General features: G+C 58.5%; 18 protein-coding genes. 10 read left to right on the forward strand and 8 right to left on the reverse strand.

Annotation, left to right across the window (positions count from 1 at the left end; all coding sequences use genetic code 11):
- Positions 1–152 precede the first annotated feature (152 nt).
- Together GQF00_RS11585 and GQF00_RS11590 are read left to right on the forward strand one after the other, a co-directional pair.
- Positions 153–491 (forward strand): histidine triad nucleotide-binding protein, encoded by a 339-nt coding sequence (locus GQF00_RS11585; protein ID WP_161319329.1) that lies wholly within the window; start codon positions 153–155, stop codon positions 489–491.
- A 34-nt stretch (positions 492–525) separates the two neighbouring features.
- On the forward strand, positions 526–1107 hold the full coding sequence (locus tag GQF00_RS11590) for an ACP phosphodiesterase (protein ID WP_161319330.1): 582 nt from the start codon (positions 526–528) through the stop codon (positions 1105–1107).
- A gap of 118 nt (positions 1108–1225) precedes the next feature.
- Here GQF00_RS11590 and GQF00_RS11595 read toward each other — a convergent pair whose 3' ends face one another.
- Positions 1226–2059, reverse strand: a complete 834-nt coding sequence (locus GQF00_RS11595) for an SDR family oxidoreductase (RefSeq protein ID WP_161319331.1) — start codon at positions 2057–2059, stop codon at positions 1226–1228.
- Positions 2060–2123: 64 nt separating this feature from the next.
- A complete protein-coding gene (locus tag GQF00_RS11600; protein ID WP_237440499.1) occupies positions 2124–3071 on the reverse strand; it encodes an alpha/beta fold hydrolase in 948 nt (315 codons plus the stop codon).
- Between the two features lie 27 nt (positions 3072–3098).
- On the opposite strand from GQF00_RS11600, the gene GQF00_RS11605 reads away from it, so the two are divergent.
- Complete coding sequence (locus GQF00_RS11605; RefSeq protein ID WP_161319333.1) at positions 3099–3536, forward strand: 3D domain-containing protein; 438 nt, start codon at positions 3099–3101, stop codon at positions 3534–3536.
- A gap of 147 nt (positions 3537–3683) precedes the next feature.
- Here GQF00_RS11605 and GQF00_RS11610 read toward each other — a convergent pair whose 3' ends face one another.
- Genes GQF00_RS11610 through GQF00_RS11620 form a run of 3 tightly spaced genes read right to left on the reverse strand, consistent with a single transcriptional unit; the run spans position 3684 to position 6815 of the window.
- Positions 3684–4442: an SDR family oxidoreductase gene (locus tag GQF00_RS11610; RefSeq protein ID WP_161319334.1), complete on the reverse strand. Its 759-nt coding sequence runs from the start codon at positions 4440–4442 to the stop codon at positions 3684–3686.
- On the reverse strand, positions 4439–5374 hold the full coding sequence (locus tag GQF00_RS11615) for an alpha/beta hydrolase (protein WP_161319335.1): 936 nt from the start codon (positions 5372–5374) through the stop codon (positions 4439–4441). Before GQF00_RS11615 ends, GQF00_RS11610 begins: the two co-directional genes overlap by 4 nt.
- Positions 5358–6815 carry an NAD(P)/FAD-dependent oxidoreductase gene (locus tag GQF00_RS11620; protein WP_161319336.1) on the reverse strand — a complete coding sequence of 486 codons (1458 nt, stop codon included), beginning with the start codon at positions 6813–6815 and terminating at the stop codon, positions 5358–5360. The genes GQF00_RS11615 and GQF00_RS11620 overlap by 17 nt, the downstream gene beginning before the upstream one ends.
- A gap of 101 nt (positions 6816–6916) precedes the next feature.
- On the opposite strand from GQF00_RS11620, the gene GQF00_RS11625 reads away from it, so the two are divergent.
- Complete coding sequence (locus tag GQF00_RS11625; protein ID WP_161319337.1) at positions 6917–7918, forward strand: AraC family transcriptional regulator; 1002 nt, start codon at positions 6917–6919, stop codon at positions 7916–7918.
- A 116-nt stretch (positions 7919–8034) separates the two neighbouring features.
- On the opposite strand, the gene GQF00_RS11630 is transcribed toward GQF00_RS11625, so the two are convergent.
- The gene (locus tag GQF00_RS11630) at positions 8035–8496 is read right to left on the reverse strand and encodes an LEA type 2 family protein (RefSeq protein WP_161319338.1); all 462 of its coding nucleotides are present in this window, start codon (positions 8494–8496) and stop codon (positions 8035–8037) included.
- A 385-nt stretch (positions 8497–8881) separates the two neighbouring features.
- On the opposite strand from GQF00_RS11630, the gene GQF00_RS11635 reads away from it, so the two are divergent.
- The 3 genes from GQF00_RS11635 to GQF00_RS11645 are packed head-to-tail and all read left to right on the forward strand — an operon-like array spanning position 8882 to position 11907.
- A complete protein-coding gene (locus tag GQF00_RS11635) occupies positions 8882–9379 on the forward strand; it encodes a hypothetical protein (RefSeq protein ID WP_161319339.1) in 498 nt (165 codons plus the stop codon).
- 3 nt (positions 9380–9382) lie between these two features.
- The gene (locus GQF00_RS11640; RefSeq protein WP_161319340.1) at positions 9383–11254 is read left to right on the forward strand and encodes a lipopolysaccharide assembly protein LapB; all 1872 of its coding nucleotides are present in this window, start codon (positions 9383–9385) and stop codon (positions 11252–11254) included.
- Positions 11251–11907 carry a hypothetical protein gene (locus GQF00_RS11645; protein ID WP_161319341.1) on the forward strand — a complete coding sequence of 219 codons (657 nt, stop codon included), beginning with the start codon at positions 11251–11253 and terminating at the stop codon, positions 11905–11907. Before GQF00_RS11640 ends, GQF00_RS11645 begins: the two co-directional genes overlap by 4 nt.
- A gap of 47 nt (positions 11908–11954) precedes the next feature.
- Here the strand turns inward: GQF00_RS11645 and GQF00_RS11650 are convergent, their stop codons facing one another.
- Complete coding sequence (locus tag GQF00_RS11650; protein ID WP_161319342.1) at positions 11955–12923, reverse strand: FAD:protein FMN transferase; 969 nt, start codon at positions 12921–12923, stop codon at positions 11955–11957.
- A gap of 134 nt (positions 12924–13057) precedes the next feature.
- Here GQF00_RS11650 and GQF00_RS11655 point away from each other — a divergent pair, with 134 nt between their 5' ends.
- The 3 genes from GQF00_RS11655 (at position 13058) to GQF00_RS11665 (ending at position 16725) form a co-directional block, all read left to right on the forward strand.
- Entirely contained in the window at positions 13058–13921 is an 864-nt protein-coding gene (locus GQF00_RS11655) for a sigma-70 family RNA polymerase sigma factor (RefSeq protein WP_161319343.1), read from the forward strand.
- Entirely contained in the window at positions 13905–14831 is a 927-nt protein-coding gene (locus GQF00_RS11660; protein ID WP_161319344.1) for a hypothetical protein, read from the forward strand. The genes GQF00_RS11655 and GQF00_RS11660 overlap by 17 nt, the downstream gene beginning before the upstream one ends.
- A gap of 253 nt (positions 14832–15084) precedes the next feature.
- Positions 15085–16725 carry a VWA domain-containing protein gene (locus GQF00_RS11665; RefSeq protein WP_202560489.1) on the forward strand — a complete coding sequence of 547 codons (1641 nt, stop codon included), beginning with the start codon at positions 15085–15087 and terminating at the stop codon, positions 16723–16725.
- 228 nt (positions 16726–16953) lie between these two features.
- Here the strand turns inward: GQF00_RS11665 and GQF00_RS11670 are convergent, their stop codons facing one another.
- Positions 16954–18519, reverse strand: coding sequence for a general secretion pathway protein GspF (locus GQF00_RS11670; protein WP_237440500.1), 1566 nt, complete (start codon positions 18517–18519; stop codon positions 16954–16956).
- Positions 18520–18523: the final 4 nt, after the last annotated feature.

Raw genomic sequence — 18523 nt, forward strand, 5'->3', positions numbered from 1 at the left:
CCTGCCGCTAAGGTGAACGTCACCGTATAGGAACGAATTTGGTGCGATTATCGTGTGAGCTGTGAACCGGGCCACACAAAGATAGCAAGCAAACTGCACATCTCGATTCCGGCTGCCGGTAGTCATGATCAGCCTCAGGAGCCACTAGATCCATGTCTGTCACTCTTTTTTCCAAGATTATCGATCGCGAAATCCCTGCGGACATCATTTTTGAAGATGATCAGTGTCTGGCGTTTCGGGATATCAATCCTCAGGCGCCGACGCATTTTCTGGTGATCCCGAAAAAGCCCATTGCCAAGCTGTCTGATGCCGAAGCGGAAGACCAGGCGTTGCTGGGGCATTTGCTGCTGGTAGCCAGCCAGGTGGCAAAGCAGGAAGGACTGGAGGATTTTCGCTTGAATGTGAATAACGGCGCTGGCGCCAGCCAGACTGTATTCCACCTGCACGTACATGTTCTGGGTGGTCGCTCCTTCAGCTGGCCTCCGGGCTGATTCTGGCGCGCCTCGTTTGGCGGGGCGCCAAAGCATGAATTACCTGGCTCATCTTTCCCTGGCTCAGCCGTCGGTGCCTTCCAAGGTAGGCAACGTGCTTGGCGACTTTATGCGCGGGGTAGATGCGGAAACACTTTCCGTGCCTGTGCGGCAGGGTCTGGACAATCATCGCCTGGTCGACCGGTTTACTGACACGCATCTGTGGGTGGTGGAACAGCGTCGACAATTCTCCCCGGTTCGGCGTCGGTTTGCGGGTGTGGCGCTGGATGTATTGTTCGACCATTTCCTCTGGCGACACTGGTCATCCCTGTATTCCCAGCCGAGGGGACAAACCATTGAGCAGCATTACCAGCATCTATTGGCTGGTGGCACCCTGATGCCGGAAACCATGCGTCTGCGCATGCAGCGCATGGTGGAGCATGATCTGCTCAATCGTTATGCGCGGCTGGAACAGGTGGGGCAGGCGCTGGACATGATTGCGGCACGGATCCGCTTTGCCAATGGCTTCGCTGGCATCGTCGAGGAAATCGCGCCCCGGTATGAAATACTTGAAGCCGGGTTTCTGGATTTCTATCCCCAGCTGCAGGATGCGGTGAGTGCGGCGGGGCTGGAATGATGTCTGGCGACAAGCTACAACGCGACGTCAAGGGCAATGCCGCGTCCTGAATCCGGGCGTGGCATCGACCCTTGAGGAAGGTGGTCATTCCTGGCGCGTTGTGGATTGTCTGTGCCGCTTACAGAGCGGGTAGATCCAGTTCTGCCATGGTGTCGTAGTAAAGGGTTTCGGCCAGCTTGGCGTTGCGGGCCAGAGGAGAGCGCATGGCGGGTTTGAAGTTGGCAAAGTATTCACCGGTCACTCCCGCATATTGCGGATCCAGTGCCAGACTCACCGGCAGGCGGGCGGCCTTTTCCGGAGTGGTGAGAGTGGGGCGGATCAAGGCCATGAGCGGCTTGGGGGCGTAGCGGAAGATGGGAGTGTCCACGCCGCCCGGGTGCAGGGCGTTGCTGGTGATGCCCAGTTCGGCGAGACGGTCGGCAAGAATATTGCTGAACAGGATATTGGCCAGCTTGGATTGTCCGTAGGCATCCATGGTCAGGTAGAGTTTGCGGCCACGCCAGGTTTTCTTGTTGATGCGACCCAGCCAGTGCGCCACCGACGCCAGGTGCAGGATGCGCGGTTGTTCACCTTTCTGCAGCAGCGGCAGCATCAGGTGGGTGAACAGTACCGGCCCCAGGTAGTTGACCCCGAACTGCATCTCATAGCCGTCTTTGCTGAACTGCTGGCGCGTAGGGACCACACCGGCGTTATTGATCAGCACATCAATATGATCCAGCTCCTGAAAAATCGTCGCGGCGCTGTCGCGAATGCCTTCCAGGTCGGAGAGATCCAGTGGAAACAGCCTGACTTTGGCGCGAGGGTGTGCATTCTTGATGCGCGCCAGCGCGGCTTGCCCCTTGTCCAGATCCCGGCAGGCCAGGATGACCTCTGCTCCGCGGGCAGCGAGTTGCTCTGCTGTACAAAGGCCAATGCCTGAATTGCCGCCGGTGATCAGAACCCGTTTGCTCATGGTGATACTCCCCTGGAATAGGCTAACTGCCAGTATGCGCCTGTATTGATGAAGGCACAGGGTATCAGTCTGAGCCGGCGTGTAACTGGCCTGCTGGGCCAATTGTGCTGACAGTGGCAGGTTTCAGGGATGTTTTCTGTTGCGGTGTGCGTGATGCTGTCTGTTGCTCTATCCAGTGGATAATCAACTGGCTTGTCGCCTGCCATTGGGCTCCTTGCAGCAGCAGGTGTGGGCCGCCTGGAACTGGGTGGTAGGTTAGCTGCTGCTGGAGGTGTTGGCGCAGGGCCAGAATACCTGCCTCGGGGACGCTGTTGTCGTTTTCTCCGTAGAGCAGTAACACGGGTATCTGGAGCGGTATCAGGTTTGGGACCTGATCGCTGGCACTATCGGCAATCTGAATCAGTCCCCAGTAACTGTCCAGGCGCACCTGCCTAATCACCCTGTCATCCGTGGCGAGTCGTTGTGCGTTGGCCGGGGCAAGAGACGGATCTTCGGGGTCTCTTTCCACGCTGACACGATAGCCCGGGGCCACGGCAGCGGCGCTGGCGATGGCCAGATTCCAGCCGTAGCGGAAGCGAATCCCTTCCCTGACGGCAGGGGCGGACAGGATAATGCCGGCGACCGAATCCGGGTTTTCCAGTGCAGCCAGAATGGCCACGGCCCCGCCCAGGCTTTCACCCATCACAAACACCGGTTGCTGGTACAGTGAGGACAAATGCTGAATGCGTTGTGAGGCTTCCTGGACCAGCTGTTCTTCGCCGGCCCAGCGCCCCTCCAGCTGCCGCTCGCCAAAGCCTGCCTGATCATAGCTTTCCAGATACAGGCCGGATTCGCTGAAACGTGGGCCAAGTTGGGCAAAGGCGGCAGAGAAATCGCCGAAACTGTGCAGGGCCAACACCACTGCATCAGGTTCGCTGTCAGGCGACCAGTGACGTAGCGTATTGCTGAGCGGGGGCGTTTCAGTTGCCACGCTCTTGCCCAGGGTGCAGGCATTCAGCAGAAATGGAAACATGATAATAATCGCAATTCGGAGCATTGAATGACTGTACCTGTTTCGCTGCAACGCAAGGTGAATGCCGGCGCTGTTGCCCTGATCCTGGTGGCGGTTACCTGGGCGGTATCCATTGGTGAGGCGGGTCCGCCTTCGGTGACCATGACCGTCACGGCAACGGCCTATAATTCGTTGCATGGTCAGGGTTACGGTAAAGACCATGCGTTGGCAGCCTGGGGCGACCGGCTGAAGCCGGGCATGCAGGCCATCGCGGTATCGCGGGATCTGATTCCCCTTGGGCTGGGCCACAATGCGCAATTGCAGATTGAAGGGCTGCCGGGTGTCTGGGTAGTCAAAGACAAGATGCACCGGCGCTGGAAAAAGAAAATCGATATTTATATGGGCGAGGATATCGATGCGGCACGGGAGTGGGGCAAGCGGAAGGTGACCATTACCTTCGCTGCGCCGAAGGACGCAGACCAGTAGCGAGCTACGAGCTACGAGCTACGCTCGATTGGACAGGGAAGTGACAAAAGTTCCCGGACTTGGGCATTTTCTTTAGAGAGCGGATTCGCCCTGGGTTTGGATCAAACTCAGGGCCTCTCCTGCTGAGCAATCCCGCCGCGTCCGCGTTTATTCCCTGCTCAAAAATTTCATCAGCATGCGGGTTGTGGCGGCGGGCAGCAATTTGTCACCCAGCTTCATCATTTTGAAGAAACCACCCACCGGATTGTGGACGCCGGTGTCCTGATTGGCCGTTTGCCAGACGGCGTTGGCGATATCTTCAGCATCCAGATTCACGCCCATACGATCAATCACCGGGGCACGGAATTCAGCCTCCGTGACCATGGGGGTGCTGACAAAGGGCGGCATCACGTCAGTGACCCGGATTCCCTGGCGACCCCATTCAATATCGAGGGATTCGGTCAGTGCACGAACTGCAAACTTGCTGGCCGAGTAGGAGGCAAAGTGTGGGGTGCCATACATGGCGGAAGCGGAGCTCATGTTGATGACCACCGGGGACTTGCTTTCCAGCAGGTGCGGGTAGGCGGCCAGGCTCATGTTGATCAGGCCGGTGACATTGATGTCGATAATCTGCTTGTGCTTTGCTGCAGGAATGTCTTCAAACCGCCCCATCTGCAGAATCCCGGCGCAGTTGAACAGCACATCCAGCCCGCCTTCTTCGGCAAAGTCCTTGACGGCATGCTGGCAGGCGATGTCGTCAGTCACGTCCAGTTTGCGATACCAGATGTTGTCCAGCTCCGCTGCCACGGACTTCAAGGCCTGTGAATTGATGTCGGTAATGCCCACTTGCCAACCATTGCGGTGGAACAGCTTTGCCGTTGCCAGGCCGATGCCGCTGGCGGCACCGGTGATGAAGATTCGCTTCATGGTTGGGGCTCCTTACGGTGTTGATGAATAAAACGGGCGCAGGTGATCAGGGCCTGATCCGCATCCGCCAGTACGCCGGCATGGATCTGGAAATCGTGCCAGCGTTGCGGGTGAACCTGGAGTCGCGCCGGGTTGCCGGCCTGGTTGAGGGCTTCGCACAGACGCAGGCTGTCGTTCAGCAGAATCTCGTCGGCGCCGACCTGAATCAGTACCGGAGGCAGGCCGGAAAGGTCGCCATTGATGGGGGAGGTGGCCGGGCGCTCGGGCTGGTCGCCGGCATAGGCGCTAACGGCATTTTCCAGCCAGCCGCGGGTGAGCATGATTTCCTGGTCGGTATCGAACAGCTGGTTCAGGGTCAGGTCCACCCAGGGGGAAAACAGGATCATGCTGCTGGGCAGGGCTGCGCCCTGTGCTTTTAATGCCTGCAGGGTTGCCAGGGCCAGGCCGCCGCCGGCGGAGTCGCCCATCAGGGTCAGGGTCTCCGGCTGGACGCCTTCTGCCAGCAACTGCTGGTAGACCTGTACCGCATCTTCGATGGCTGCCGGGCAGGGATGTTCCGGGGCCAGCCGGTAGTCCGGCACTACCACGCGGGCATTGGCGAATTTGGCCATGTGCGAGGTGATGGCCTTGTGGCTGTCCGGGCTGCCGCCCACGTAGCCGCCGCCATGCAAGTACAAAATGGTGCCCTGGGCATGGAGGGTCTGGTAATGGCGACAGGGCACACCGGCCACATCCGCATCATGGCTGGCCACCATTTTTGCGTGCAGGGTGGTTTTTGCCATGAGATCCATCCAGCGGCGCTGGAAGGCAACGCTGAAACGGGGGTTGATAAAACCCTTGAACAGCAGCCCCAGGGAGGCGCGCAGGATGCCGGCAAGCAATTGCTGAATCAGCGATTGCGACCGACTGACGCGGTCAACGAACGAGCTCATAGTCACTCCAGTTTACCTGCCGGGTCAGGCGGCGATAGTCGAAGGTGAAGCCCGGCCAGTTGTTGGTATTTTTACCGCTGTCGGTCTTGTACCAGCTGTGGCAGCCCTTGTCCCATACGGTGTTGCGAATTTTTCGCTGCACCTCTTCGTTGAATTGGGCCTGGGTGCCTTGCCGCACTTCCATTGCCTGCAGTGATTGCTCGTCCATGGCGGCCAGGCACTGGCGGATGTAGTGAATCTGGCTTTCCAGCATGTAGATGATCGAGTTGTGGCCCAGATTGGTGTTGGGGCCGTAGAGCATGTAGAGATTGGGGAAGCCGTTCACCGTCATGCCCAGGTAGGCCTCCGCGCCGTCCTGCCAGGCCTGGTTCAGATTCTGCCCGTTTCGACCAGTGATGGTCATGGGGGTGAGGAAATCCGTGGCCTGAAAGCCAGTGCCGTAAATGATCACATCCGCATCATGGTGGGTGCCGGTGCTATCGGTGAGCCCGGTCTTGTCCACCGACTCGATGCCGTGGTTGATCACTTCCACATGGTCCTGAACCAGCGCAGGGTAGTAATCATTGGACATGAGAATACGTTTGCAGCCCATGGGGTAGTCCGGGGTGAGCCGCTCGCGCAGGGCCGGGTCTGCCACCTGCTTTTTCAGGTGGCGCTGGAACAGCCATTCGTAGAGTTTCATGGCCTGCTGGAAGGAGGTAAAGCCCAGTGCGCGGGACTCGTTGGTGGCGTAGATGCGCAGGCGGTCCAGGGTCTGGGTGATGGGCAGCTTCTCGAGCAGCAGATGCTCGACCTTGCTGTAGGCACGGTCCGGTTTGGCAATTACATGCGCGGCGGAGCGCTGGAACAGCATCACCTTGCCGGCCACTTTGGTTACCTCCGGCACGAACTGGATGGCACTGGCGCCGGTACCCACCACAGCCACGGTCTTGCCGGTCAGATCCACATCGTGGTTCCAGCGGGCGCTGTGGAAGTGAGTGCCCTCGAAATCACCAATGCCGGACAGGGGCGGATACGCAGGCTGGTTCAGCTGGCCGGTGGCGGTGATCAGTGCCTTGCATGACAGGATGTCACCGCTGGTAAGCGTCACTTCCCAGATGCCGGTGTCTTCCTGGTAACGGGCCTCTGCCACTTCGGTATTGAAACGGATATGGCGATAAATATCGTATTTGCGTGCGCAGTACTGCTGGTAGGCAAAGATCTCTTTCTGGGGTGCAAAACGTCGGCTCCAGGGATAGTGCCGTTCAAAAGAGTAGGAATACAGGTGAGAGGGCACGTCACAGGCAGCACCGGGGTAGGTGTTGTCGCGCCAGCAGCCTCCCACATCATCAGCCTTTTCGATGATCAGAAGGTCGTCCTGGCCTTGCTCTTTAAGGCGAATAGCCATGCCCAAGCCGCCGAACCCTGCGCCAATGATGATGGCCTGATAGGTGGTTTTCATGGTTATACATCCCATTTGTCGTTATTGACCTCACTTTAGCGAGACTGGCGTGCCATGGTTATGGCATTCTGGGACAGAAAATTGTGGATATCGGACACATCATGAATGCCCTCAGAGCTATCACCAGTGTTCGCCTGCAAGTGGCTTATGGCGCTGAGCACGGCGTCCCCGTAGCGGTCAGTCTGGCCGGGTCAGGACTGGATGCGGGGGTGTTGCAGCAGGCTGATGCCACGATCGAGCCGGAGCAAGAGCTCATCGTCATCCGCAACCTGTGCGAGCATCTGGATGATCCCGTCGCCCACGGCCTGGCCATGGGCCAGCGGTACCATCTGAGCAGTTACGGTGTATGGGGATTTGCGCTGCTCAGTAGCACCACCTTCGGGGATGCGATTCGGCTTGGTCTGCGTTACCTGGGGCTCACCTTTGCGTTTCTGGATGTTCGCCTGGAGGAGCGTGGTGGTGAAGCGGTGCTGGTATTGGACGATACTGTACTGGATGAAACGGTGCGCCCCTATCTTTTGGCCAGGGATGCCAGTGCCATCATGGTGATCCAGGAAGAACTGTTCTCCCTGCGCGTCCCGCTGACCTCATTGAATATGCGATTGCCGCCACAGTCTGTTTCAAACTTTGAAACGGTGTTTGGTCGCGTGCCGGTCTTTTCCGCCGCCAGGAGTGAAGCGGCCTTTGCCCTTTCCTTGCTGGACATGCCGCTACCCCAGGCCAACAGCGTGACGGCCAGGCTCTGTGAGGAGCAGTGTCATCAGCTGTTGGTGCAGCGAAATACGCGAGGCGAAATGGCCGCCAGATTGCGTAGACGCTTGTTGCAGCATCCCGGACACTTTCCTGATCTGGAAAGCCTGGCAGCTGAAATGCATGTGAGCAGTCGAACCTTGCGACGGCATCTTGCCAGGGAGGGGACAGGGTATCAGGAGTTACTGGATGAAGTGCGCAGGATGCTGGCGGAACAGTGGTTGGCGTTGGGTATTCTGACGCTGGAAGAAATCAGTGAGCGTCTGGGTTATTCGGAGTTATCAAATTTCATCCACGCGTTTCGCCGCTGGACCGGGCAAAGCCCGGCGCGGTTTCGCAGAGGGATTGAATGAATTTTCCCTCCCGGGGAATACAGAATGAGGGAACGTGCCTGCACGCGAAAATGCTATCTATGAGCGCACAACCATTGCGGTCACAGGCAAGCGTCTGACACTCTTGTAGTGAACAATCAGGGCATGGCCGGCAGCTTCACTTCCCCTTCCTTGTCGAAGCTTAGCGGGATTGGCACGCCGGCCACACGGGCCTTGCCGACCAGTCGGTAGGTCAGGGGCTTACCTGGATCTTTCTGGATCTGCTGCAATTTCTGCAGGCTTTCCAGCAGGCTGGTGGTAATGGTGGTCTTGACGGTGGCGTCTCCCATTGCCGGCAACGTGACGCTTTCAGCTGTCAAGCCACGGCCAAACTTTTCCCCGTTAACATAGATTTCGTAGTCCATACTTTTCAGGGTAAGTTGGCGATCATTGGGATTGCGGGCTCGCAAGGTGAGTCCCCATTCCTGTTCGAACAACGAGACCTTGTTGAGGTTAATGCCAGAGACGGACACCTCCGGTGCTTCCAGTGATCCAAGCGTCTGACAGCCCGCCAGCAATAAAAGACTGGCCAGCAGCCAGGAAGAAAGCAGAGTTTTCATGGGGATTCCGTTGCAAAGTGTTCCGGGGTTGGAGCAGAGAATAACCGGAAGGTTCCGTTTCGGAAAAGCTGGGTGCAGAAAGAATGCGTTTCAGGCTGCAACGTGATGCGGAGATAAGTGCATGCCGGACGGCCCGGACTCCTGTCGCGCCACCGCGCCCTGTAAAGGGCGCGCATGGCGCGGCGTCTGACCGGGCCGCCGGCACGGTGTCGATATGCACTACCGACCTTTTGATAATGGTACTGTTGTGGAGGTTGTGGCAAGAGGCAATTGTCGCAATTATGTATCTGCCGATGGATGGTGCAGGGATCACGCTGAGAGGCGTGCAACAGTTAATGCCATGAAGCTGTGGTAGATTCTGCAAAAAACATTGTGAGAGGGAAGAATGCGCTGTGTCGTCATGGTGCTTCTGTTGCTGGCGTTTACCCCGCTACAGAGTGCAGAGCTGGACAAGGATCTGGCAGATTTCAAACGAGAAGTGCTGGAAGTCAACAAACGCCTGTTACTGCTGGAGGAGGAATTGCTGTTTCCTGCGGATACCCAGGTGGGCATTTATGTGTCGCTGGATGTCGGGCACTTTTTCGAGCCGGACAGCATTACCCTTGAAATGGATGGCGAAGTGATTGCCAGCCATTTGTATACCGAAAAAGAGGTGAGGGCGTTACGCAATGGTGCGGTGCAGCGTCTGGCCGTGGCCAATGTCAAAAACGGTGGCCACGAGCTGGTAGCGTTTGTGACCGGTGATGGTCCCCAGGGCACGGAAATACGCCGTGGGGTGAATGGTCAGTTCGAGAAAGGCCATGGTCGCCACTTTGTGCAGCTGCATATTGAAGATGACAGTGCCAAGCAGCAGCCCCGATTTCGTTTTCGTGATTGGCGTTAATCCATGCGCATATTGCTGTTCTGCTTGAGTCTGTTGCTGGCGTCCCACACCTGGGGACGTCTGGATCAGGCGCACCAGGTGCAGGAGCCCGCTTATGGTGAAGTGGCTTATCTGTACCTGCAGGGTGAATATTTTGCCGCGCTGACCCGAGCGCAGATGGCCCTGGAGCGTGGTGAGGTGACGCATCACCGTGCCGATCTTCAAGTGCTGTTGGGGGCCATGTACAGCGCCTATGGCATGCCGGAGGATGCGCAAAAGGTGTTCAGCACCCTGTTGGATACCCAGGTCAGTGACTCTGTGGCACAGCGTGCCTGGATTCATCTTGCGGGTCTTTTCTACCGTCAGGGGAAGTACCGGGAGGCGTTACAGACGCTGGACGAGCAGATCGGCGAGCCTCCCTCGGAGCTGGCTGAAACCTATCACAGTCTGCGCGCCAAAATCCTGATGCGGCTTGGCCGTTATGAAGAGGCGGCGGAATCCCTGGATGCCTTTGCCGCCGATCATCCCCTGAATGCCTATCTGCGTTACAACCTGGCGATCAGCTGGATCAATGGTGAGCATCCCTCGCTGGGGCAGGAGTGGCTGTGGCAGCTGGCCAACTTGCCACCGGGGGAAGCGGAAACCGATGCCATCAAGGACAAGGCCATGCTGGCCCTGGCCATCTACATGTTGCGCAGTGAACAGGAACCCCGTGCGTTGCAATTGCTGTCCGCGGCCAGGGCAGACGGTCCTTTCGCGGATGAGTCCATGATGCTCTACGCCCGGGCCCTGCTGATAGAAAACCAGCCATCTCGTGCGTTGCCGGTGCTACGGCGCCTGGATGAGATGTCGATTCAGCGGCGCGCGGTGCAGGAAGCACAACTGGCCATTCCCATCCTCTATGACCAGCTGGGTCACCAGAGCCAGGCGAAGGTTGGTTTCGAGACGGCCATTGCGCGGTTCTCCTCGCTGGATGCATATCTGGTGGATCTCGAGGCACGCATTGCCAGTGGCGAGTGGTTCAGCGCCATGGTGGGCGAGCCACAATGGTCTACCGCCATGGATCCCGTGCCCCGGTTTTTGCCACAACGGGTGAGCAGCTTTCCCACTTTCTACACTTGGTTCGCCACTGCCGGTTTTCAGCAAGGCTGGAATCAATATCACGAGCTGATGCGTCAGCAGAATCTTTTGGCGCTCTGGCAACAGAAGATGCCGGCACTGGATACGCTGCTCCATGCCCAGGAAAACAAACAGAAAGCCATGCGTCCGCAGGCGAAGGCCTTACTCAAACAGTTATCGAACCAGAATTTTCAGGGGCAATTGGGCCGTCTTGGGCGACAGTTCGATGAAGCGGTGGATGATCAGGATCCGCTGCCGTTTGCGACCGAAGAGGAGCGTCGCCTGTGGCAGGCTCAGCAGGAAGCCCGAGACCTGACCGGAGGCTGGGGAGAAATGGCCCGCCCGGACATGATTGAAAAACTGGATTTCTATCGGGGCCTACTGCTTTGGGAGATGCAGGAAGATATTGTTCCCCGGCAGTGGCAACGTGAGAGAGAATTGAATGATATCCAGCAGCTGCTGGAAAAAAATCGCGATCTGCGGACCCGGGTGCTGTATGCGGCGAACCGGGTCGATCGGCTGGAACATTTCAGCAAGGAGCTTCCGGAATTACAGCGCATGCTGGCTGACCTGCAACAGCGTGGTGAGGTATTGATGCGGCGGCAGCAGTATGGCTTGCAGGCGGCAGCTTTTGAGCAGATCACGCGTACCCGAAACCGGCTCAAGCGCTTCTCGGCAACGGCCCATGAGGGCCTGGCGGATCTGGTCTATCGTTCACTGAGAGAAAGCCGGCCGCAGCGATCCTCCGCACCGGTGCCGGATGGAGTGAGCCCATGACCTCCCAGTTACAGAATTCACTTAGCTATCAGGGTGAGGCATTCGAGGTCCGTGAAGGATTGTTCTCCCCTTGGGAACACGGCATTAGTCCCGGGTCGGATAGCAGTGGCTGCTGGCGTGGCTATGTGGCTTTTTATGCCATCCGGGACGGGCAGCTTGTCCTGACGAATTTGTCCCTGGCCGACCCTGAGCAGCCGCTTGCCTTTGATGAGGATGGCAACGAAATCCAGCAGCGAGCCAGTTACCCCGCGCTGAATGGTGTTGCTGCCATTCGGGATACGGCTTTCATGGAAGGAAACTGGCACTATCGAGAGGTGGATCTGCCGCTGGACTACAGCGGTACCCTGACGTTGTGCCGTCTGCCGCGACATCTGGATGTGCCTGACTACTGGGAGGGCCTGGATAATCCCGATGAAGAGGACTTCGAGCATGTGCTGCGGCTGACGCTTGAAAAGGGTCGGGTCATCGCTGAAGAAGTCGTGCGTGTTCCGCAGGATAGGCCGCAGGATGAGTCATCCGTTAGCCAGTTTTTCGAGCCGGCCCCCGTGGACCTTGATGCCTTGCCGCAAGTGAATCATGGCACAGCGGACCTGGACGAAGATTTTCTCAAGGAGTGGGGCGACTTCCTGTTGCCTGACGACGACAAGAAATAGCGGCTTTTCGGTTTGGGCTTTTTTCCGGTGCGCCTTCATCCCGGTTGCTATTGCCCTGGTGCCAGGTCGTTGGAGTAATGCACCGCTCCCTGTTGGTCGATAATGATCACCGAGGTGTTGGGTAAACGATTGATCAGTGCCAAACCCTTTTCCCTGCCAAGCACAAACACACTGGTTGAGAGTGCATCGGCATCTACACTTTTCTCCGCAAGTACTGTCACGCTGACCAGCTCCCCGGCGCTTTTGCCGGTTTGCGGTGAAATAATGTGATGAATGCGCTCCCCGTTATCCATGAAGTAACGCTGGTAATCTCCGGAGGTGGACATGGCCGTGTCCCTGAGTGGCAGTCTCATGGCGATGGCCTTGCGATTGCGGGGGTGCTGGATGCCCACGCCCCAGGGGCGCCCACGATGATCGCCCAGCACATAACTGTCTCCTCCCAACGATAACCAGGCTTGTTCGATACCGGCTTGCTGAAGCAGGGCGATGCCCTGGTCAATGGCGTATCCCTTGGCGATGCCGCCCAGATCAATGACCGTGCCCGGGTCGGTGAAGCGCACTTGATGATCCGGCAGCAACTGGATATTGCGGGCATCAATGTGGCTGGTGGCGCGTTTCAGGGTGTCATCATCCGGCGCCTTGCCTTCGCGATAATCGTAAAGATGACCGGCGCTGGCGAAGCTGATATCAAAGGCGCCCTCAGTGATCTGGAAATAGTGGCGGGATTTTTCCAGCAGGGCATAGAGCTCAGCGCTGACCGTTTGTGGTGTTTTCGAAGCTTTACGATTCAACGTGGCCAGTTCACTGTCGTCGATCCAGGGCGAGAGGCGCTGATTCAGGCGTGACATCTCCGCTTCCAGGGCCGCAAACAACGGGCTGGCATCCTGTTCAGACCAAAGCGTGACACTGGCGCGGGTGCCCATCACCTCCCACTGGTGTTGTTGCCATTCGGCCCTTGCCGGCGAGGGCAGGAGGCAGGGGAGAAGCACGAGGCTCAATAAAAAGGGGCGCAACATGGCAGGCTCCGGCTTGAGAACAGCAGGCAGTGTAGACATAGCGAACGGATCCCGTCACCCGCCATGGTGCAAAACTGGTATCGGCTCAGCATTTAGGCTACAAGTGAGAGCAATTCCCTGGTACAGATTTTTTCATGGCTCACGGACCGTCAGGTACAGCCCCGATTGACTGGCCCGCCCTGGTGTTTGATCCCGCTTTCATGGCGGGACTGGAACGCATGGCGGCCCGCCGCTTTGTGCAGCCGGTGCTGGCGGAAGAAGCCTGTACCGCCATGCTGGAAGCCCTCAGCGAACATGACTGGGCGTCGCTGCAATCGTTTACTGGCAAAAGTTCTCCGTCAACCTTCGCCTATGCCGTGGCCGGTCGCGCCATGGAAGACTTTGCCCGTCGCAGGTTCGGGCGTCCACGGCCGCCCCAGTGGCTGCTGGCCATGGGGCAGGGCTGGGTCAAGCTATGGCGCATGCTGTGCCTGGAACGCCAATGGCCGGAAACCATCAAAACTCGCCTGGCCACGGAGTTTCGCGATGGCCTGATCAGTGATGCCATTCGTGAGATCAAGCAACGCATCCCCCGCTGTGGAGAGCCTGGATTCTCGGAGTGCTGCGTCACGGAACTGGGGCTCGACACCTTGCCGGATGACAGAGGTGGGTCACTGGATGCCAGTTTTCAAAAGGCGCAGCGGGAGCAGGCGCTTGCGTTGATGGCGACGTTGCTGAACGCCAATCCGGGTGAGGCAGATCGGTCGTCTTGTCCGTCCAATGAAGAACAGGCGCTTGCCGGATTGGCCGCATCGCTTTCCCTGTCCGAGGACGACCGTCTGCTGCTGGCGCTGCATTACGAGGACGGGCTGGCCAGCCGGCGCATTGCCGAACTGACCGGCAGCAGTGCGGCCACGGTGCAGCGCCGTTTGCAGGGATTGCGCCAGCGCCTGCAGACGGCACTGGCGGACATGGGCATGACAGATGACGGGGAGGCAACGGTTGAAAACGGACAATGAAAACGCGTTGATGCAGTCCCTGAGGATGTCGGCGACACCCTCCGGTGAGCTGTTGTCCTTGCCGCTGTTCAAGGGTTTTGCCAGCGAGGATGAAATTCTTGCGGCCTGGCAGGATGGGGCGTTGAGTACCGCGCAGGAAACGGCGCTCAAGGCGGCCCTTGCCAGCAGTAACAGTCTGCGCCAGCAGTGGCTGGCGCTGTCAGCGGCGGTACCGAAAACCACCCATGGTGCCGTCTGGCACGGCCTGTTCCGCTGGCACTGGGCCACCATCGGCATGACGGCGAGTGTGGCATTGGTGGGGGTGCTGTTGTTCCGCCAGGGGCAGCTGCCAATGATGTCTGGCGACAGCGTGGCCATGCAGGAGCCCATGGCGGAAATATCCATGAATGAGGCGGATGTTGCGTTCAGTGATGCGCTTGTCGCGCCGAAGGCAAAGGCGCTTGGCGAGTCCCTGGAAAAACGCCAGCTGACGACCAATGAAGCCATGTCATCCGGCGCAGAAGGGTTCAGAGAGGAAGGTGCCGAGGTGGCGAGTGCTCCGCCCATGGCAGATCAGGCCCGGGCACCGGCCAGATCTCAGCCCGGACCGGTGGCGGTAGCGCCGCCGGGGCTACCGTCGGCCGCACGCCTGGCTGCGCCATCCGCCCCCGATTGGCAAACCTATCTGCAGGTCTACCGGGGCCAACAGGATGCCGCCGACGGTCATGACATGGCCCGGCTGGCCCGGGCTGCCTTGGCGGTTCAGGCCAGTCAGTGCGCCCCTGAGGATGTGGTTACCCTGAAGCAGGTATTCCGGATGTTGGCGCAGCGTTATCCGCAAGCCCTTGGCCCGATGGCGCCGGACAACGAAGCCGGTTGGTGTGAGCTGGGCGAAGTGTTGGAGCGCAAGGCCGAAGAGTTGCTCCAGTAAGGCCGGTCTTCATATCAGTTGTGGCAGCGCCTTTTGATGGAGGGGAAAGCCAAAACCTGCTGCCGGAAAGCCTTTACGATTTTCTCTCTGCGGTTCGCGACTATCAGTCACCCGGCCCTTGGCATGCAGTGATCTGTTGCCGACCAGGAAGCGCCGTAAGACCCTCTTCGCACTTTTCTGAAAAAAACCTGAGGCAGATTCTGGTCCTGTCCGTCTTACCTCCATGAAGGATAAAAAACCCCAGGAGGTAACCGTGAACACTCTGATTCGTACCCCGCTTGTTCTGGCCATCGGTATTGCGCTGGGAGCTTGCTCCCATCAAGGCGAACAGGCCGTGGATGCCCGGCAGCATCAGGAGGTGGCCGCCAGGCCAGTAGCGCCCCAGGCCAAGCGTATGATGGAAGACAGTCCCTATAGTGGTCTGGCTTCGGTGCGGGCTACGCCCCAGCCGCAGATGATGGTGATGCCACCGCAGCAAGAGCGTGACCGTTTCACCAAGATTGATGACAACGGCATTATGCGGACGGCGGAAACGCCGGTCTCTACCTTTTCCATTGATGTGGACACCGCCTCGTACAGCTTCTCCCGACGCCAGATCAATCATGGCCGCCTGCCGCAGCCGGATGCCATTCGTCTGGAAGAATGGGTGAACTATTTCGATTACGACTACCCCGCCCCGGATTCCCCCGAGACCCCGTTCCTGACCCAGGTGTCCGTGAGTGATTCTCCCTGGCGTGCGGGCAACAAACTGGTGCACATCGGCATCAAGGGGTATGAGCCTCATCAGGAGACCCGACCCCGTGCGAACCTGGTGTTTTTGCTGGATGTGTCCGGGAGCATGATGGCGGAAGACAAGCTGCCGCTGGTGACCCGCTCCCTACGCATGATGGTGGACCAGATGCATCCGGACGATTCCGTGGCGCTGGTGGTCTATGCGGGCGCCGCCGGTGTGGTGCTGGAGCCCACGGAAGTACGTGACAAACACAAGATTGAAGCGGCGCTTAACCAGTTGCAGGCAGGGGGCTCCACGGCGGGTGGTGAAGGCATTCAGCTGGCCTACGATCTGGCCCAGCAACATTTTGACAAGGAAGCGGTGAACCGGGTGATTCTCGCCACCGATGGAGACTTCAATGTGGGGGTGACCAGTCAGGAAGCATTGGAGGGGCTGATCACCCGGGAGCGCGAAAAGGGCATTTACCTTTCTGTACTGGGTTTCGGTCAGGGCAATTATAACGACAGCCTGATGCAGACCCTGGCCCAGAACGGTAACGGCGTTGCTGCCTATATCGATACTCTCAATGAGGCGCGCAAGGTGCTGGTTACCGAGGCGACATCATCGCTGGTGCCCATCGCCCAGGACGTGAAAATTCAGGTGGAATTCAACCCGGCTACAGTGCAGGAATATCGTCTGCTGGGGTATGAAACCCGTGCTCTGGAACGGGAAGATTTCAATAACGACAAAGTGGATGCCGGTGAAATCGGTGCCGGACATACGGTGACGGCGATCTATGAAATTACCCCAGTGGGTGAAGCGCCAATGATCGAGCCGGGCCGTTATGAAAAGGGTGATAACAAAACGGAGACCCCGTTCGCCGGGGAATATGCCTTCCTGAAACTGCGTTACAAGAAACCAGGCGAAAGCACCTCAAAACTGATCGAGACCCCTGTGCCGGTTGAGCAGAACAGCGCCAGTGCCCGGCAGGCCCGTGAAACCGGTTTCGCCATCGCCGTGGCCGGCGCGGCCCAGTTACTCAAGGGCAGTCAGTACACCGGCGACTGGGATCTGGACGATGCCATCGAACTGGCTCAGCAAAACAAGGGCGAGGATGCCTATGGCTACCGCTCCGAGTTTATCCAGTTGCTGCGTCAGGCGGAGGTGAGCGAGAAAATCTAGCTACGGGCTACGAGCTACGAGCTACGAGCTACGAGCTACGAGCTACGAGCTACGAGCTACGAGCTACGAGCTACGAGCTACGAGCTACGAGCTACGCNTGATTGGATTAAGAAAGGCCGAAAAGTTCCCCGCTTTTCGGCCTTTCTACGAAGCATGGCAGCGCGGAGCACAGTACCGGTTAAACGCTGTATTTCCACGTGTCGCAGCTTCTAGCATGAAGCTTGCGTCTCAAATCGTCCCGTTCACGATGGGTTCAAACGCGGTAAGCCTGTCCTGGGACGTCGCGTTGCCAAGACTGTGATTGGGGAAACGGCTGGCGAATTGATTTTGTTCGCCGTGCAGGGCCATGTAGTTAAGCCAGACGGTTTCGGCCAGCAGGTTCACATTGTTCGCTGCAGGGCTGCCGGCAGTTTCCACCGAGGCGTCCGGGCGCATCCAGCCCAGCTGTTGCTGGCCGTTGTTGAGACTGGGACGACTGGCGGGGTTGTAGACCAGGATGAAGGAAGCAGCAGTGGAGGAATTGTCGCCGGTCCATTCGCCTTTGCCGCGGCCATTGACCGAGTCATCAATTCGTCCGTTACTGGCGACCGACCCGTCGCTGAATACATACAGCATGATGGGTACGCCCTTGCGGCGTGCATATTCCAGGCAGGCGCCCATGCAGCGACCCGCGCGCAGATCACGCAGTTCGCCAGTGGCCCGCTCCCCGGTGTGATAATCAAAACCGCCCATGGAAATACAGCCTGCGCCGGCATAGCCGTTGACCACCAGCTTCATGATGGAAGCGGTCTTGGCAAACTCTCGGTCATTCAATTCGTTGGCAGAAAAGATCGACAGGATATCCAGGTCTTCCTCCACATCCAGCGGGGTGGGATCACCATAACGGTCAGTAATGTCCGCCGCTTCCACATAACCACAGCGGAGCAGATCGCGCAGATTACTGCGCCGGTTGGCGTCAGTGAGGCCGCTGTCGATGCGGTCGATGCGTTTGTGGCTTATACGGGCGATGGATTCCATCACTGAGGTGGCATCTTCCGGACTGAGCAGTCCTACCAGTTTGCCGGTATCCACCAGACCGGTCACATCGGAAAAGCGATCAATCTTGGTGGGACGAGCGGACGCAACCACTGAGCCATCCGGTGCCAGCGAGTTGCCGCCAGACAGGGAGCTGCGCGAACCAATCAACGACATTAATTCACCATCAGCTCCGGCAGTGAAAATCCCGTACATGGGGTTGTGCGGATTGTTGGCGGTGTCATTTTCCGAACGAGCAGGGATAACACACCCATTCACATTGGGGGCGGCCGCCGAGGCCTTTTCCATGATGCCGCGCAGGAAGGCGGAATCGCTATGGAACGCCAGGCCGAGATCGCGGTTCACCAGTCCGGGGTTATTGTTGGGGGCCAGATTGCCGGGAAGTCCGAGCTTGGAGTATCCCGCGCTGGACAGAAAATCCTCCTGTCCCCCCTGGCCTCCCACCAGGACGTTGGAGCCGGAAATATTGGCGCCGCCGGCCAAATCGAAACAGATAAACGGAATCTTGCCCGCGCCTTCTGCCACGATGCCGCAATCGGTTTTGATGGTTTCCAGATCCGGCGACAGGGCGGCCATGGCCTCGCGTGGATTACTGAACAAGCCAAACAGGCCGACAGTGCCGAAGGCCGCGCCGCTGATCAGACCTCGGCCGAGCATGTCGCGACGGGTCACGGGTTTGCCGTGGCCCAGATTCAGCAGCGGTGCATCCGGGTGCAGGGGTTGCTGACGTTTTTTGAAAAAGTGTCGGGTGATCATCATGTTC

Source organism: Alcanivorax sp. DP30 (genome assembly GCF_009882945.1).
Classification (GTDB): Bacteria; Pseudomonadota; Gammaproteobacteria; order Pseudomonadales; family Alcanivoracaceae; genus Alcanivorax.

Excerpts from the sequence above, each read along its gene's own strand:
- GQF00_RS11670 (WP_237440500.1), bottom strand. The coding sequence starts at position 18,519 with ATGATGATCACCCGACACTTTTTCAAAAAACGTCAGCAACCCCTGCAC.
- GQF00_RS11620 (WP_161319336.1), bottom strand. The coding sequence starts at position 6,815 with ATGAAAACCACCTATCAGGCCATCATCATTGGCGCAGGGTTCGGCGGC.
- GQF00_RS11640 (WP_161319340.1), top strand. The coding sequence starts at position 9,383 with ATGCGCATATTGCTGTTCTGCTTGAGTCTGTTGCTGGCGTCCCACACC.
- GQF00_RS11630 (WP_161319338.1), bottom strand. The coding sequence starts at position 8,496 with ATGAAAACTCTGCTTTCTTCCTGGCTGCTGGCCAGTCTTTTATTGCTG.
- GQF00_RS11610 (WP_161319334.1), bottom strand. The coding sequence starts at position 4,442 with ATGAAGCGAATCTTCATCACCGGTGCCGCCAGCGGCATCGGCCTGGCA.
- GQF00_RS11635 (WP_161319339.1), top strand. The coding sequence starts at position 8,882 with ATGCGCTGTGTCGTCATGGTGCTTCTGTTGCTGGCGTTTACCCCGCTA.
- GQF00_RS11615 (WP_161319335.1), bottom strand. The coding sequence starts at position 5,374 with ATGAGCTCGTTCGTTGACCGCGTCAGTCGGTCGCAATCGCTGATTCAG.
- GQF00_RS11645 (WP_161319341.1), top strand. The coding sequence starts at position 11,251 with ATGACCTCCCAGTTACAGAATTCACTTAGCTATCAGGGTGAGGCATTC.
- GQF00_RS11625 (WP_161319337.1), top strand. The coding sequence starts at position 6,917 with ATGAATGCCCTCAGAGCTATCACCAGTGTTCGCCTGCAAGTGGCTTAT.
- GQF00_RS11655 (WP_161319343.1), top strand. The coding sequence starts at position 13,058 with ATGGCTCACGGACCGTCAGGTACAGCCCCGATTGACTGGCCCGCCCTG.
- GQF00_RS11650 (WP_161319342.1), bottom strand. The coding sequence starts at position 12,923 with ATGTTGCGCCCCTTTTTATTGAGCCTCGTGCTTCTCCCCTGCCTCCTG.
- GQF00_RS11600 (WP_237440499.1), bottom strand. The coding sequence starts at position 3,071 with ATGTTTCCATTTCTGCTGAATGCCTGCACCCTGGGCAAGAGCGTGGCA.
- GQF00_RS11595 (WP_161319331.1), bottom strand. The coding sequence starts at position 2,059 with ATGAGCAAACGGGTTCTGATCACCGGCGGCAATTCAGGCATTGGCCTT.
- GQF00_RS11605 (WP_161319333.1), top strand. The coding sequence starts at position 3,099 with ATGACTGTACCTGTTTCGCTGCAACGCAAGGTGAATGCCGGCGCTGTT.
- GQF00_RS11585 (WP_161319329.1), top strand. The coding sequence starts at position 153 with ATGTCTGTCACTCTTTTTTCCAAGATTATCGATCGCGAAATCCCTGCG.
- GQF00_RS11590 (WP_161319330.1), top strand. The coding sequence starts at position 526 with ATGAATTACCTGGCTCATCTTTCCCTGGCTCAGCCGTCGGTGCCTTCC.